This is a genomic window from Paenibacillus naphthalenovorans (genome assembly GCF_001465255.1).
Taxonomy (GTDB): domain Bacteria; phylum Bacillota; class Bacilli; order Paenibacillales; family NBRC-103111; genus Paenibacillus_G; species Paenibacillus_G naphthalenovorans.
Window position 1 is genome coordinate 3992956 of record NZ_CP013652.1, and the last position, 16067, is coordinate 4009022.

The 16067-nt window shown below is 49.4% G+C and carries 16 protein-coding genes; 5 read left to right on the forward strand and 11 right to left on the reverse strand.

Going from position 1 to position 16067, the window contains the following annotated elements; translation table 11 throughout:
- Positions 1–23: 23 nt before the first annotated feature.
- The 8 genes from IJ22_RS19575 to IJ22_RS19610 all read right to left on the reverse strand — a co-directional run bounded on the left by IJ22_RS19575 (position 24) and on the right by IJ22_RS19610 (position 7649).
- Positions 24–722 (reverse strand): ABC transporter ATP-binding protein, encoded by a 699-nt coding sequence (locus IJ22_RS19575; RefSeq protein ID WP_062410017.1) that lies wholly within the window; start codon positions 720–722, stop codon positions 24–26.
- 59 nt (positions 723–781) lie between these two features.
- Complete coding sequence (locus IJ22_RS19580) at positions 782–1543, reverse strand: ABC transporter ATP-binding protein (protein ID WP_054818349.1); 762 nt, start codon at positions 1541–1543, stop codon at positions 782–784.
- Positions 1524–2582 carry an ABC transporter permease subunit gene (locus tag IJ22_RS19585; RefSeq protein WP_062410018.1) on the reverse strand — a complete coding sequence of 353 codons (1059 nt, stop codon included), beginning with the start codon at positions 2580–2582 and terminating at the stop codon, positions 1524–1526. The genes IJ22_RS19580 and IJ22_RS19585 overlap by 20 nt, the downstream gene beginning before the upstream one ends.
- Positions 2583–2588: 6 nt before the next feature.
- Entirely contained in the window at positions 2589–3470 is an 882-nt protein-coding gene (locus tag IJ22_RS19590) for an ABC transporter permease subunit (protein ID WP_235594176.1), read from the reverse strand.
- Between the two features lie 108 nt (positions 3471–3578).
- A complete protein-coding gene (locus IJ22_RS19595) occupies positions 3579–4859 on the reverse strand; it encodes an urea ABC transporter substrate-binding protein (RefSeq protein WP_201023568.1) in 1281 nt (426 codons plus the stop codon).
- A 382-nt stretch (positions 4860–5241) separates the two neighbouring features.
- A complete protein-coding gene (locus IJ22_RS19600; RefSeq protein ID WP_062410019.1) occupies positions 5242–5958 on the reverse strand; it encodes a FadR/GntR family transcriptional regulator in 717 nt (238 codons plus the stop codon).
- Between the two features lie 5 nt (positions 5959–5963).
- The gene (locus IJ22_RS19605; RefSeq protein ID WP_054818353.1) at positions 5964–6161 is read right to left on the reverse strand and encodes a hypothetical protein; all 198 of its coding nucleotides are present in this window, start codon (positions 6159–6161) and stop codon (positions 5964–5966) included.
- Positions 6162–6197: 36 nt separating this feature from the next.
- The gene (locus tag IJ22_RS19610; protein ID WP_062410020.1) at positions 6198–7649 is read right to left on the reverse strand and encodes a purine-cytosine permease family protein; all 1452 of its coding nucleotides are present in this window, start codon (positions 7647–7649) and stop codon (positions 6198–6200) included.
- 459 nt (positions 7650–8108) lie between these two features.
- On the opposite strand from IJ22_RS19610, the gene IJ22_RS19615 reads away from it, so the two are divergent.
- Positions 8109–8540 (forward strand): DUF1641 domain-containing protein, encoded by a 432-nt coding sequence (locus IJ22_RS19615; protein ID WP_062410021.1) that lies wholly within the window; start codon positions 8109–8111, stop codon positions 8538–8540.
- 27 nt (positions 8541–8567) lie between these two features.
- A complete protein-coding gene (locus IJ22_RS19620) occupies positions 8568–9746 on the forward strand; it encodes an NAD(P)/FAD-dependent oxidoreductase (RefSeq protein ID WP_062411072.1) in 1179 nt (392 codons plus the stop codon).
- Between the two features lie 146 nt (positions 9747–9892).
- Here IJ22_RS19620 and IJ22_RS19625 read toward each other — a convergent pair whose 3' ends face one another.
- The gene (locus IJ22_RS19625) at positions 9893–10738 is read right to left on the reverse strand and encodes a YheC/YheD family protein (RefSeq protein ID WP_062410022.1); all 846 of its coding nucleotides are present in this window, start codon (positions 10736–10738) and stop codon (positions 9893–9895) included.
- Between the two features lie 162 nt (positions 10739–10900).
- Between IJ22_RS19625 and IJ22_RS19630 the strand changes: the two genes are divergently transcribed.
- Genes IJ22_RS19630 through IJ22_RS19640 form a run of 3 tightly spaced genes read left to right on the forward strand, consistent with a single transcriptional unit; the run spans position 10901 to position 14107 of the window.
- Positions 10901–12112 carry a phenylacetate--CoA ligase family protein gene (locus tag IJ22_RS19630; protein WP_082660892.1) on the forward strand — a complete coding sequence of 404 codons (1212 nt, stop codon included), beginning with the start codon at positions 10901–10903 and terminating at the stop codon, positions 12110–12112.
- Positions 12113–12133: 21 nt separating this feature from the next.
- Complete coding sequence (sbnA, locus tag IJ22_RS19635) at positions 12134–13108, forward strand: 2,3-diaminopropionate biosynthesis protein SbnA (protein WP_062410023.1); 975 nt, start codon at positions 12134–12136, stop codon at positions 13106–13108.
- A 33-nt stretch (positions 13109–13141) separates the two neighbouring features.
- A complete protein-coding gene (locus tag IJ22_RS19640; RefSeq protein ID WP_062411074.1) occupies positions 13142–14107 on the forward strand; it encodes a 2,3-diaminopropionate biosynthesis protein SbnB in 966 nt (321 codons plus the stop codon).
- Positions 14108–14305: 198 nt separating this feature from the next.
- Here IJ22_RS19640 and IJ22_RS19645 read toward each other — a convergent pair whose 3' ends face one another.
- Both IJ22_RS19645 and IJ22_RS19650 read right to left on the reverse strand, forming a co-directional pair.
- Complete coding sequence (locus IJ22_RS19645) at positions 14306–15289, reverse strand: ABC transporter substrate-binding protein (RefSeq protein ID WP_062410024.1); 984 nt, start codon at positions 15287–15289, stop codon at positions 14306–14308.
- Positions 15282–16064 carry an ABC transporter permease gene (locus IJ22_RS19650; protein WP_062410025.1) on the reverse strand — a complete coding sequence of 261 codons (783 nt, stop codon included), beginning with the start codon at positions 16062–16064 and terminating at the stop codon, positions 15282–15284. The genes IJ22_RS19645 and IJ22_RS19650 overlap by 8 nt, the downstream gene beginning before the upstream one ends.
- Between the last annotated feature and the right edge of the window lie 3 nt (positions 16065–16067).

Here is a 16067-nt window from a genome sequence, read left to right on the forward strand (position 1 = left end):
ATTTCATAACCGACGTTTTTCGGCTACACGGCCAAATAGCGTTTGATCTGATCGTAATCGGCCATCACTTCGGCCGTGAGTTCGCCTACAATACTCCCTTTATCCATCGCGTAGCAGCGGTCGGACATCTGTTGAATCAGTCCGATATGCTGCTCCACAAACAGGACGGTCAAGCCCCAGTCCCGATTAATCCGTTTGATGATATCGCTGATTTGCAAAATAATACTGGGCTGAATGCCTTCCGAAGGCTCATCCAATAAAAGCAGCTCCGGTTTGCCGACCAAAGCTCTGCTGATGGAGAGCATCGCCTGCTCGCCGCCGCTCAGCGTGCCCGCCTTCTGGGTTCGCCGCTCCCTTAATCTCGGAAAATAGTCATATAATATGCCGAAGTCGATATTGGCCTCCTTTTTATTAATTTGGCTACCCATTTTCAAATTTTCTTCCACCGTCAATTTCGGAAAAATCCCGTGTCCCTGGGGAACATAACCGATGCCAATCCGAGCTCTTTCATGCGATGCGCTGGATGAAATGTCCTGTCCTTTGAAATAAATCTTTCCTTCTTTGGCATGATTCAGGCCAATCAGCGTTTTCATAAAGGTGCTTTTACCTACACCGTTACGTCCGATGATCGACACGATTTCCCCTTGCCTTACGTGAATATTCACATCGCGAATGATCATGATCTTGCCGTATCCCGACACCAGCTTCTCTACCTTAATCATCCGGTTTCCCCCTTAAGCTCACAGTCTGCCCGAGCCGTCTGATGTCTTTAGCCGCAATGTTAAACCTTGCCCAAATAGATTCTGACGACTTCCTCATTCGCTTCAATTTCGCTCAACGTCCCTTCCGCAAAAGGCTTTCCGTAATGCAGTACCGTCACATTCTCGGCTATCCGCCGGACAAATTCCATATCGTGGTCAATAAACAAAATCGTGATGCCGGATTCATTCATCTTTTTCACCAATTGTGCGGTAAATTCCGTTTCCTCAGGCCCCATTCCGGCGGCCGGTTCGTCCAGCAGCAGGATGTCCGGTTTTGAAGCAAGCGCCATAGCGATTTCCAGCCATTGCTGCTGCCCATGAGACAAATTGCTGACCTGAGGGTTGCCTAATTGTTCAATGCCTACGAAAGAAAGCAGACGGTCAATCTCAGCTTCGACATCGCCCGGCTCGACGAAATTTTGAGTGGCGATCCGCATGTTATCCCGCAATGAAAGTTCTCCATATACACCGGGAACCTGCATTTTAATGCTGATTCCCATACGCGCCCTCTTCCAAGTATCGTATTTCGTAATGTCGTTTCCTTTGAACAGTATATGTCCCTGGGTTGGAGGATAGATCCCCATAATCAACTTAAACACGGTACTCTTGCCTGCACCGTTAGGACCAATCAGGCAGCGCAGCTCACCGCGCCTGACCGACATGTTGACGCCATCCACCGCCTTTAACCCGCCAAACTGCTTGACAACGTTCCGGAGTTCCAGCAGCGTTTCCTTCCGGGGGGGCTCCAAAACCGGCGAAATTTCAGATCGTAGATTTCCCATGGATACCCTCCTTCATCACTTGCATAGGATTCACGTCCTTTTTCCGGTTAAAAAATAGGCGGTCCAGTCCTTTGAAAAGCTCGACAATAATTCCTTCCGGAACGAACCTGACGACAAGCAGGAGCGAAACGCCGAGAATGACTAAGGCAAACTGATTTCCGCTTGAGGAAAGATATTGGGAAAACCAGGAATAAATCAGGGTGAAAACCATAGCCGCCGTTAAGTTCTTCCGTCCTCCGGCTGCCACAAGGACGACGGGCAGCGTCGCTGCAGCCAGACCCATGGTGGAGGGTGTCATATAGTTGCCCCATGCCGCATATAAAATGCCGCCTAATGAAGCTATCATGCCGCTTAACGTGAATACCATCGTCTGAATTTTGGGAACATTATACCCGAACATATGACTGCGTTCTCTGTTTTCCCGAATCGCGAGAAGCGCGTATCCCCACCTCGAAACGACCAGATAACGAAGCAGAAGGTATATGGCTATGAGCAAAAAGAGAACTAAATAGTAAAAGCTATTGCCGTTGAAAGTGAACAAGGCTTCCCCGAACCCGATGGAAACGGTAGGAATGCCGTTGATCCCGTTATAGCCTCCCAACAGCACGTCGCCGATTTTCCATTCAGAGCCCGCCGTCTGCGCCATGAAGGTTTCCAGAACGAGCGTAACGCACAACGTAATCAGCCCGACGAAAACGTCGTTCACTCCTCCGTAGAACATAAAATAACCGAGAATCCAGGCCACGACGCCTGCCGCCAATACGCCTGCGACAAGAGCAACGGGAGTAAAGGAAGGTTCGCCCACATTTAAATAAAGAATGCCGTAAACATAACCGCCGATACCGAAAAAGATCGTTTGACCGAAGCTGAAAATCCCGGTATAGCCCCAAATCAAAGCCAGACTTAATGACAGAAACACCGAAATCATGAAGTTAGCCACATTCAACACTTTATATGCGGATGCAAACAACGGAATCAAGATAAAGGCGGCAAAAAGCAAGACCGCAATGACATTCTCCGCATTCAACCGAAATTTCATTGCCCGTTACCTCCCCCGCATTAATTTTTTCTCGATCAGTCCTGAAAAACCAAGCGGGAATATTCGAATGAAAAGAATCGCTACGACCAAAAGACCCAATTTGCCGATCAGCGTGCCATAAAGCATGGACAGCACACTGTTCACTGCCGACAAGGCGCCTCCGGATAATAAAGTGCCCACCAGCGGATTCGCGCCGCCGACAATCACCGTAACAAAGCTCGGCATAATGAAGCTGGACCCGAACGTCGGCGAAATCGACATCGTCGGAGCATACAGGCCGCCTGTCAGCCCGGCGAATGCCGACCCCAGCATAAAGGTAATGGTATACATCCTGGAAGTATTGGTTCCCAAACTTTGCGCAACCGCGCGATTTTGCATCGTCGCTCTGGACCTTAGTCCAAACTCTGTATGCATAAACAACCAGTACATGAAAAACAGCAGAGCCAAAGCACAAACAAATAAAACCACCCTGTAGTAGGAATAGGATCCATCGCCTAAAGTAAAGGAACCGAGCGGAGTCGAGATGCCCTGTAAAGAAGGACCCATAAGAATAAGCATGCCCTGGCCCAAAATAAGACTGATCCCCCAGGTCGCTACTACCGAATCCAACGGACGGCCATACAGGTAACGAATAATTAAACGGTCAACAATGTAACCGAAGATCGCTACGAAAACTGTCGCCGCGACAACCGCCAACGGCAATGGAACACGGGAGTGCGCCAGCAATGTCGTAATATACGCTCCGAGCATGATAAACTCTCCATGAGCGAGATTGACGATGCCCATCATACCGAATATAATCGCCAAGCCTATCGCCGATATGATCAGGAAAGCAAAGCTGTCCATGAGCTGATAAGATACGTTGAAGATACTAAAGAGAAAATTCACCGGGCCGCCTCCTTTCCGAACTTCTACCCGATGCTTGCGAGGGCTGCCCTAAGCGATATCCGCACACCGGTATCCGCCAGGCCAAACCCAAAGCCGCATGTTGTATTTCTATTTATCCAAAGGTGTATATTGTTTGTTGTCCGCTTTCGTTGTCAAATCGACGCCCTTCTCTTTGGACAACCAGTCCGGCACCACATTCTCGAAGGTTTCGGGGAAGGTGATCTTATGATTCTCGTCCGCGTGCGCCAAATACACATTCTTAATCGCATGGTGCGTTTTTGGATCAATGGTTGTTTTTCCCGACGGGGAATCCACGCTAATCCCGCTTTCAAGCGCCTTGATTACCGCTTCCTTCTCTACGGTTCCCGCTTTTTTGACGGCCTCCGCCCATAAATAAACGCCTGTGTACTGGGCTTCCGCTTCCATCCCGATATACGGCTCATCCGGGAATTTCTCGCGCCATTTTTTCACAAAAGCCTTCGCCTCCGGCGTCTCCAACTCTTCCATAAAGGTTGCCGTGACATACATATTCGCCAAGGCCGGCGGTTTGAACCGCTTGTGCTCGTAGGCTTGAGCCATATTGACCGTCGTGGCCATCGGCAGACCCTTGATACCGGATTTGGACCACTGCTCATAGAAAGATGACTGGGGAACGCCTACCAGCAATGTCACCAGGACATCCGGTTTGGCCTGCTGAATCTTGCTGATGGTGCTGCTGAACTGAGATACGCTTAACGGGATGAATTCCTCGCCAATGATTTTGCCGCCGTTTTCTTCCGCCGTTTTCTTCACCCATTGAGCCGTAATTTGGCCGAAGTTGTAATCAGCCGCAATCGTGTAAATATTCGGTCCGTACTTCTTGATCATGGATTTGATCAGTGTCACGACTTGATGCTCCGGCACGGCGCCGGTAGCAAACGTATATTTGCTGGCAACGCCGCCTTCGTATTGATTGTTATAGAAGTAAAGCATTTTGTTTTGTTCCATAATCGGACGGATCGCCTCGCGGGATGCACTGGTATATCCGCCCATCACCACATCGACTTTGTCCTCGAGAATCAATTTGCGGGCCATTTCCTGATAACGCTGGTTGTCTGACTGCGTATCGGGAGCCACGATTTCAATTTGCCTGCCCAATAGCCCTCCGCTTTTATTGATTTCATCGACAGCCAGCTCGGCCGCATGATATTTTTGCATACCTACCAGAGCAAAATCGCCTGAGCGATCCTCTAATACTCCGAGCTTAATGGGAGAATTGCTTGCATCCGATCCGGAATCGGATGAGGACGGAGAAGAAGAACCGCAAGCGGCCAACATGGACATACACAAGACTAGAGCAGCGCTAATGAAGGTCTTAGGTTTTAACAATTTGCGATATGAATGGGTCATAAGATGTATGTACCTCCTGATCATTTTTTTAATTTCCGGCCTTACTTCATTCCTGATTGACCATCCCATTCTCTATGCCGAAATACGTGTCCCCCCCGTGTGATCATCTGAAGAAACTTGGTCAGACCAGAAGTGTGTAAAAAATTTTGTTATATTATATAACATTAAACTTGGTCTAACCAACTTCTTATGGGCTATTATAGCACTATACATTGTTTTTGAATAGTATTTATGTAATATTTATTTACACTAAATAAAAAAATAAAGGCCTTTAAATTTTATAGTTAACATAATAAGTAATATATTTGCTCTCGTTACCTTAAAAAATGGATACAAAAAAAGGCCTGCAGCAGGCCTTGGGTAGCTGAGCATGATATGTTCTTCATCCATCGTTGGGCGTAGGATCGAGGGACTTGATCAACTGAATGGTGTAATCGATATGCCTTTCCATTTCTTCAGCGGCACGACGACCGTCCTTGTCGATAATGGCCTGCAGTATGGCCTGGTGCTGACGGGTAAATTCAGCGTTGGCTCCGCTGATCATCTGCGTTTGAACACGAACGGTATACAAGTTCGGCGTGACCAGATCCGAAACCAAAATCAATATATCCGATAGCGTATTATTATAAGCGGCTTTCGCAAGAAACAAATGAAAATCGATGTCCGCCTGGATCATGTTTTCCAGATCAGCAGCTGCAACCATCCGCTCCATGACGCCTTGCATTAAACGGATGTCGGCGTCTTTTCTGCGTTTTGCCGCCAGTTTAGCAATACCGCCCTCAAGCACCTTCCGGGATTCCAATAATTCAACGGATGTTTCCGTAGGAATCGTGAAAAACGGGAGCATATTGGTCAATATTTTGGGAATATGAGGAGTTTTAAGAACGGTGCCTTCACCCGGTTTAGAGTGAATCACGTCGAACATCTCCAATATTCGCAGCGCTTCTCTTACCGAAGACCTGCTCACCTGTAAAAATGAGGCCAACTCGCGTTCGGTCATTAATTTATCACCGGCAACCAAATTGCAGGAAGTAATATACTCACGAATTTGATGCAATACTTGTTCAAACATCCGATGATTTTTTTGGACTGTCGTCATTCCAATCACTTCCCGTCCTTGCGGTTATTATTGGCTTTTTGCAGGGGTTCTCCAAATCCGCACTCATCGTCTTCCATTCTCAAAAAGCGGTCACGGCATAATGCCGAACAAAATGTATGATCTCTTTCAGGAAATCCCGCAACATGAATGACCGGCTCCCCGACGATGAGTTTGGAACAAATCTCACATTGATCTTTAGTCATCTTATCACCACCTGTCCACTTAATCCAGACCTTCCTCTACCCGTCAGGCGCTTTTCCTCTATAGTAGGAAGGAGGTATCCAATGGGTCTCCCGGTCATACGGAAACTCGGTAAAATAATAAAAGCCTCTCGTGGCTGCAGTCAAAATAATATGCAGTACAGCGCCGACGATCATGGATAAAAAGGATGCATAATATATCGGATATAGCCCCAGCATGCCGAAAACCCCGACAGATACGCCAAATCCCAGAGAAATCAATCCCGTCGGATTCCACCGGTATAAGAAAGGCCTGCGGTATTCGATAAAATCGGTTGGCCCCAGTCTAAGCAGCTTACGGCATACATAATGATCGGCGAGCATGATAAAGATCCATGTATTCGTCAAAATCCCGGTAATCGCCAGCCAGTTTTCGAGGTACTGCACAATATTAAAAGAATAAAACACGCATCCCAATACATAAACTATGATCATCCAAAACTGGCGCCCGGGCTTAAATCGGAAGGCCAGCGAAAACGTATTGGAAAGAGCCAATGAACCGGAATACAAATTCATGACATTCACCCGAAACTGGGTAACCAGAACAAACAGCACTCCCCAGATTCCTATCACCTTCGGGAAAACATAGCCGGAATCCGCAGCCAGCATCTTAGCATCGCCACCTGTAATCGTGGGCATTAACGTGTAAGCAAACAACGGCCCGATGAGGATTGTAACAAACATCGGGACAAGCATGCCGATCATGGCCAGGAATCCTCCCCGATATCCCGAATTTTCTTTTGCAAAACGCCCGTAATCGGCAGCCATAAGACCTTGAAACACCATTTGCCCATTCGCCATCATGAATGCAATCCACATCGAGTGTTCCGGAAGCCACGGCAGCACCCACCGATCCGGTCCCGCAACCTGATAATGATGGGTCAATTGATATAAACAAAGTCCGAGCAATAAGGCGTATATCACGACTCCCCAGGTTTGGAAAATTTGCAGTGCCTTCATTCCATACCATACAAACAACAGCTTGACCAAACCTAATGCCCCAAATATCAAGGTCCCTTCTACCGCATCAAACTCCACATGAAAATATAAGGAAATGGCATGCGTTACAATCGTACCTTCAAATAAAAAATAAAATACATAGTTCATTCCGTAAATGAAAGAGGTAACGGCAGAACCCATATAACCGAAGCCCATGCCGCGCGTCATCAAATCTATGGTCAGCCCTTCTTTGCTGGCTAAACGGATCATCATCATACCGATGATCGTCGAGCCGATAAAAAAATAGCTAAGCGGCCACAGCATATCAGGCCACCCTACGACATAACTCAACTGCGCCCCGAAGGTGAAAAAAAACATGGCCGTTGAGTTGCCGAGCAGAACGGCAATGATGGCCGGAATCGGCCAACGATAATACGAAGGAATCTTACGGATCGCATAATCTTCAATGTGTTCGGATCGAGTGGTTTGTGTCGGACCTTGGAACCATTTCATAGAAATACTCCCTCATAAACTTTCCAGCTTTCCAGCATATATTGAATTCCGGGTTTGTCGTGTGGTTTGGAGCAAAATAGGGAGCACCCTACGAAATAACTTCATGTAATATAATATAACATAAAATAAATGAATTGTGGCTTCCTTTATGAATATGATCTAAACGGTGTTAGAGGGTATCGCTTCTTTCATAACTAATATTTTCCTGAGTTTTTGGTAAAAAATTGGAGATCGAGGTGGTAAAAATTTTTTAATAAAAAAATGACACAAAATCATGCAAAATGTACAAAATAGGTGTACAATAAGAAAAGTGGCTCGGATGCGTGCAATTCTGTGATCCATTCAATGTGAAGATTTTCACAACGGAAAATATAGTAAATTATGTTTATTATATATAACATCCATATTTGCAGCGACGAGCAAGATACTATTTACACGAAATAAGGAGGAACGTAGCAAATGTTAGAAACAACCATTCAGAAATCGGAACAAGAAACTCCCGCGGTACAAGGGAAGCCGGATGTGCTGGATCAATTGTTAAAGCCTGAAGTGCAAGAATCCTTGACTGTGTTGGTGGATCAGCTTCCGAAGCTCACCGAAATGATGACGCTTCTAACGAAAACATATGATCTGGTGCAAAAAGTAGCTACAGACCGCGTGCTTATTCAAGATATGGTAGGCGGTATCCAGGAAGTGGTCAAACCGCTCGAGGAAAAGGCAAAAGCCATAGCGTCGGCCGCAATCGAAGCCAATGATCGTGCCGAGCAAAGCGATGCCACCATCGGCCTGTTCGGCATGCTGAAATTGCTTAAAGATCCGGAGCTGCAAAGAATGCTGCGTTTTGCGCAAGCGTATCTGGATATTATGAACGAAAGAAAACAAAAAGCCTAATTGATGGAACTGAACGGGGGACTGAACGTGAAAAAGCAAATTTTAATTTTGGGTGGCGGCTACGGCGGCTTGTTAAGCGCCCTTTCCGCTCGTGCAAATTTATCGATAGAAGAAGCTTCGATTACTGTAATCAATCGCTTTGGGACGCATCAAATCATTACGGAGCTGCACCGTCTTGCTGCAGGTAACGTGGCGGAAAAAGCTGTTGCGCTGCCATTGGAAAAATTGTTTAAAGGCAAAGACATCCAATTAAAGGTCGGAACAATTGAACATATCGATTTGGAAGCGCGTAAAGTCTTAGTGGCCGACGGCACAACCTACAACTACGACGCATTGGTTCTAGCTCTTGGCAGCGAAACCAACTTCTTCGGCATTCCAGGTCTTCAAGAAAACAGCTTTACACTGAAATCCGTAAACGATGCTAACCGCATTTACAAGCATGTGGAAGAACGGATTCGCGAATACAGCAAAACGAAAAATAAAGCGGACGCTACTTTCGTTATCGGCGGCGGCGGCCTCACAGGCGTCGAGCTGGTTGGAGAACTTGCGGACGAGCTGCCGGGCATTTGCCGCAAAAACGGCGTGAATTTTGAAGATGTATCGCTCTACCTGGTCGAAGCTATGCCAACCATTCTGCCGATTTTCTCTGCGGATTTGATCGAACGTGCGACAGCGAGCCTGGAAAAACGCGGTGTGCAGTTCTTGACAGGTTTGGCAATTACCGAAGTGAACGGCAACACCGTCAGCTTGAAAGACGGCAGAACCATCGAAACCAACACACTGGTTTGGACCGGCGGCGTACAAGGCAACTCGCTGGTAGCCAACTGCGGTATTGAAGTGAATCGCGGCCGCGCAACGGTGAATGAATTCCTGCAATCGGTATCCCACCCTGAAGTATTCCTCGCCGGCGACTGCGCGGTCGTCTTCGGTCCTGAAGGACGCCCGTACCCGCCAACAGCACAATTGGCATGGCAGATGGGTGAGCTTGTGGGCGCAAACATCGCGGCTTCCTTCAAGGGCGGCAAAATGGACGCGTTTGCTCCGGTCTTCTCCGGAACACTCGCCAGCCTGGGACGTAAAGACGCTATCGGTTCCATCGGCCAAAACGGCATCGAATTGAAAGGCGCACCGGCTTCCATCATGAAAAAAGCGAGCAACGCCCGCTACCTTTCCCACATCAACGGCTTGTTCGCACTTGCTTATTAAAAAAATAGTTTTCCTAAATAACAAGCCTTCGGGATTTCCCGAAGGCTTGTTTGTACAGATCTATGTCTGAACCTCCAAACCGATAGGAATGGCCGCTGAAGTCCCCTTCCCTAAGCCCTTTTTACTTGGCAGTACCCTGGCAAAGGTTAGACTACGCCCTGTTTTGATTTCGTGCATCTCAGTTTGTAGGTTCGCCCGTACCCTTTGGCATAGCGAATGATCCGGCGAATCATGCTCCTGTTTTTCAGTTTGGTAAACGGACAAGGATCGGGGTTCGTATTCACTTCGATAATCCACGGCTTAAGACGCCGGTCAAGGGCGATGTCCGCACCGATTTCCCGCATGCCCGGATAGGCGGCGCTTAGCTGCCTGGCGGCCTTAACCCCGATCTTCTTCATTTTTGACATCAAGGCCTTACGCTTCTCTTTACCGGTGTAAACTTTCAATAATACCTCAACCGGATAAATGGTTCCCCCCTGGCTCCCGTTTGTCACCACCTTGCGCGGATGCGCCACGCGGCCCACAATCCCTGTAGCCTTCCAGCGGCCCTTGGGATTTCGCTGCACCATGACACGGACATCGAACGGCCGGCCGGCGTGAACCAAAAGCCGGACCCCCTTTTGCACCAAATAGGGCCTTCCCCGGGTCTCTTTTAAGATGGCACGGTAAGCCTTTCTATAATTGGTAAATTGATGCACACGAACACCCGTCTGATAGCGGTATTTTATCCTCTTCTTCCGGTCTATGACGTCTATGCTGTCTTGGCTGTCATTGCCGCTGCTTTCGGGTATTCGTTCCACACGAATCACACCCTTCCCCTGAGAACCATTGCAAGGCTTGATGTACACCATGGTATACTTTTGCAGCATCGCATACAGCGCATCCCGGTCCATCCTTCTTGTTGCAAGAATGCGTCTTCGCAGCGACTTGTTTCCCCTCAGCACCCTCGTTTTCGTCAGCTTGTTGGAGACACGCCTTATTGCCCGTTTCATTCCGCTCTCCCCCCCCATAATGCCACTAAATTACATTACGGGAAAGGTGGGACATTTGTTCGGGCATCCGCCCAATGGCAGAACCAAAGGGGAATTTTTACATATGATTTACTATAGGGGTTTGTTTCAGAGCTACAGATTGCAGCGAACGGGGAGACAACCATGATACCGTTGGAGAAATTGCAGGATAAAGTGCGAAAAACAACCAGGATATTTCCCTGGTACAAAGAGCTGATTGGCGGCGATGGCGATATAGCGAGCGGAATCAACCGTATACAGGAATTGCCTCTCATGACGGCGGACATTTTCGAAACTTATTATTATCACCGCCCGTACGATCCTTCCCTGGCCGTATACCGGACGTCGGGAACCGGCTCGGGCCGTCGAAAAGCCATCCTCTACTCTGAGGAAGACGATACGAACTACATTCAGATCAAGACGAAGCTGTTCGGCGAACTTACCGCAGGAAGCGGCTGCATCAAGGCTTTGGCGGATATGGGTACCGGCCATGCGGCGAATACGGCCCTGGACATATTTGAAAGGCTGGGAATGGAAGGGCGCTCCATTGCCTTCGAACTGCCGATCGAGCGGCACATTGAAGAGCTGCAGACGTTTCAACCCGACCTGCTGTACACGATGCCTTCCATTCTGGACCATATCGTATATGCTACCGAGAACCCGCGTGCGTTCGGGATCCGCAAAATCATGCTGGTCGGGGAAATCGCTCCGCCGGAGTGGCAGCGGAATATGGCCCGCCTGTTCGGTCTTGATCCAAGCGACATCATCGACACCTACGGCTCGATTGAAATCGGCACGATCGCTTATTATTCCCACGATTTGGGCAGATATATTCTTGTCGACGGCCTATTTGCGGAAGGAATCGGGGCGCAGGAATTGGATGAGGGACTCGAGCCGCTTGGAGATAACGAGAAGATCCTCGTGCTCACTTCATTCGTCCGAACCATGCTGCCGGCCATCCGCTTTGTAACCTACGACGTCGTCAGGGACTTCAGGCCCGTGATGGTCGACGGCGTAATGAAGCAGAGCTTTCAGTCCATTGTCAAACGGGTGGGGCGAGAACTAAAGCATGGGGAAAAAATCAGCCTGTACGATATCGAGCAGGCCGTATACCGGCATGTCGAAGATGCGATCATCCGGGTCAAGGTGCGAAACAATGTGTTGGCCGTGCAAATTAAAAGCAAATCGGAAATGGACTCCGTCCTTCCGGCCATCCGGGAGGAAATCAGGGCGTGCATTCCGGAAATCGGCATGATGATTCGGAACCGTTTGCTTGATGACATCGAAGTCATTGCGGTGGGGGAAGACCAACCGCTGGAGAACGGGAGGGTCAAAAACAAAAAGATCTATTACTAGATCAGCAAAGGTTGGGTTGTCATGGACATCAATGGCGGTATTTTGTCGGTCATCGGAAATACGTCTCTGGTTAAGCTGAGCAGCCTGTTCCGGGACCACGATCTTGAAGTCTATGCGAAATTGGAGCTGATGAACCCCGGCGGAAGCGCGAAAGACCGCCCCGCCCTGCGGATGATCCGGGAAGCCTGGAAGGAAGGGAAGATTGGCCCGGGGACGGTTGTCGTCGAATCCAGTTCAGGTAATATGGCGATCAGCCTGGCAATGATTTGCAAATACCTGGGGATGCGCTTCATCAGCGTGATCGACCCGAAGACGACGGAGTATAACATCCGAATCCTGAAGGCTTCGGGCGCGGAAATCGACTATGTCGCCGATCCCGATCCGGAATCCGGAGAGTTTCTTCCTGCAAGGCTGAAACGCGTGCAGCGGCTTCTGGCGGAAATCCCGGGCAGCTTCTGGCCGAACCAATATGCGAATACGAACAATTACTTGGCTCACTACCATACGACCATGAAAGAAATCGTGGATCAACTCGGCCGGGTGGATTATTTGTTTTGCGGCGTCAGCACGTGTGGAACGCTTCGGGGCTGCGCGGAATATGTAAAGGATCACGGGTTGGCAACCCATATCGTGGCCGTAGACGTAGAGGGCAGCGCCATTTTTAGTGCGAATAAGAGCAGACGGCGGTTCCCCGGGCTGGGCGCCGGCATCGTGCCGCCCTTCTGCAAAACGGATATCATCGACCGGATCGTGCATGTCTCGGACTGGGATATCGTCACCGGCTGCCGGGCATTGGCGCAAAAGGAATCGATCATGGCCGGGGCGTCCTCCGGAGGTGTCATCGCCGCCGTCAGGCATATGGAGCAAGAGCTTGTCCCGGGAGCGAAATGTGCGGTCATCCTGCATGACCGGGGCGAACGCTATCTCGATACCGTATATTCGGACGCATGGATCGAGAACGAGTTCGGCCGGGGGCTTCCGGCAGGAGATGATTGATTGACGCTACCGATTACGAAGGGAGGAAGCGGCATGCTATATATCAACAACCGGGAAATCCGCGCGATCGGCATGGACTGGCAGGCTCTGGCCGAAATGGCGGATTCCACGGTACACATTGTCGATTCCGGGGATTTCGCGCAGCCGGTCAAGCCGTATTTGCGGTACAACAATCTCAAAAACCGGATCATTGCGATGCCCGCTTATGTCGGGGGAGACGTGAATGCCGCGGGAATCAAGTGGATTTCCAGCTTTCCGGATAATATCCGGATTGGCCTTCCCCGAGCGCATAGCGTCATCGTATTGAATGACCCCGACACGGGCCGCCCTTCCGCCATCCTGAACTCGCCGCTTCCCAGCATCGTGAGGACTGCGTCCGTCAGCGGGCTGATGATCCGGCATTTTCTGCAGGCGCGTTCACTCGAGCGGTTTCATCTCGGCATTATCGGTTGGGGGCCGGTTGGACAGTATCATGCCCAAATGGCCGAATCCTTATATGGGGACAAGATCGAACGCATCCGGGTGTATGATATCAGGGGAGTGGATTTGTCCGGAATCGCTTCTCCTTACCGGGACCGGATCACGGTCGAAAAGACGTGGGAGGACGTTTACCGGCCGTCCGATATTCTCATTACGTGTACCGTATCGGAGAACCGGTATATTGATAGTCCCCCTGGAAAAGGCAGCCTTTTGCTGAATGTTTCCCTGCGCGATTACAAGCCGGAAGCGTTAGCCTCGGTGAAAACCGTCATCGTCGACGATTGGGATGAAGTGTGCCGCGAGAACACCGATATCGAACGGCTCCATCTGGAACGGGGGCTGGCCCGCAGAGATGTCCAAACGCTTGCCGATGTCGTCTGCCGCGACAGCCTGGCGGAAATTGCCGACGACGAAACCGTCTTCTTCTGCCCGATGGGCATGTCCGTCTTCGATATCGCGACGGCAGTGTATTATATGAAGCTGGCGGAAGAAAGAGGGCTTGGGGTAGAATTGGACTGAGGCGGTGGGCATCCGGGGGCGGGTATAACCGATCCCGGACGCCGCTGAACGCCGAAGACTTTTGAACGGGTAAGCTCAGACAAACATCCGCTGTAAAAACGAGCGTAGCTCATCCTTTTCCACCCTGCTCCCGGCCGTTCCTTTTCCCCAGTGGCAACCGATTTTCCCGAATGCTTCAAGCCGGTAAAAGATCATTTTCTAAGGAACCATTTCTTTGACGTTCAAAGTCCCGGCCCGTTCTTTTTTGGAAGCCAAATAATCGTAAAGCTTCTGTTGTCCCGATACGATGCTGTCAAGGAAGGGAGCGGTGCCGTACGCTTTGCGCTCAAACGAGGAGAGCCACATCAAATGTTCAATGTCGGTATGCTCCGTTAAGATGTCGGCGGCATCGTGAATATTAGTCATCGTCCATTCCCCGTGACGCTGAATCATCTGCAATGCCGACTTGTAAATTTCCTCTCTTTGGGCATAACGGTCCGAGGCTGCGATGTAAATATCCCGAGTGCCTATTTTTCCGGTCGCATCGACAACAATACGTATCCCCTGAGGCTCCAATTGACTAATCAGGGGCTCCGAAATTACCCAAGCGTCAGCCTTGTGGCTGGAATAGGCATCCAGCAGCTCCTGGCCAAGCTCCGAGTTCGGTTTTATATCCTTCATGGACAACCCGGCCTCTTCCAACACCTGCAGCAATAATAAATGTTCATTCGTTTTAGGAGCGAACGCTACCTTCTTCCCTTTTAAGTCGCCGGCTTGGAAAATCGTTGAATCCAGCGGAACAATGACCGCATAAGCCGCCGGATTGCTTGGCTCCGCAGCCAGATAAACGATGGGTGTATCCGGGTCGTGAAGAAAAGCAGGAACCGCTTCTCCTACGGACCCAAGGTCCACTTGTCCTGCCTCAATGGCCTGAAACAAAGAAACATCGTCCTCATACAAAACCCATTCTAATCCGACATGATGTTTCTCCGTCAGTCTCGACTCCAAATCCCCTTTCTTCATGACAGCCAACAACATGCTGTTGGGGGTATAACCGATCCGAAACACATTTGGATCAACGGGAGGACGGGAAGAACCGCGAGGCGAGGAATTCTGAAAACAACCGGCCAGGAGCATGGCCATCATCAATAAAAGAAAAAAGGCCGGCCCATGTTTGCCGGCCTTGCGTACTGCATTACGCATTGACAGAGAGTCCTTTCTTCCATCTGGTGAAACGGGCCTCAATCACAGCGAGGATATAATTCAGTAATAATCCCAGAAATGCCAAAACAATAATGCCGGCATACATATCGGGAATTTGGAAAATTTCCTGCGAATTTAAAATGTAAAATCCAAGGCCTGCGGATGATCCGATCATCTCGGCAGCCACCAGCGCTGTAATACAATAGGCTCCGCCCAGGCGAATGCCGGTAAAGATGCTCGGCGCCGCAGCGGGAAGAATGACCCGGAAAAAGAGGAAGCTTTGCGAGCCACCCATGGATTTCGCAGAGTCAATCAATAGTTTGTCGACATATTTCACACCGCTTACGGTATTTAACAGGATCGGCCAGAAAGAAGCCCATAGAATAATCGCAGTTTTGGAAGTTTCCCCGATCCCGAGAAATAAAATAAATACGGGGAACAAGGCAAATGCCGATATTTGACGAAACAATTGAAGCAATGGATCGACAATCGCTTCGAATCGCTTAAACCAACCCAAAAATAATCCAAGCAGTGTGCCTGCTACGATGGCCAACAGCAGCCCCGACAACGAGCGTTGAAGACTGGCGAACACGTGAACCCATAAATTACCGGTCGAAAACAGCTTCGTAATGGAAACGACAACGCTGGACGGCGGGCTTAAGAAGGCTTTATTCACAATGCCGAGTGTCGGCAGCAATTCCCAAACCAGTAAGAAAAGAATGATGCCTAAACTTCGGTCGGCAGATGACCTGATGATCCTGATGAAACGTCCCATTTC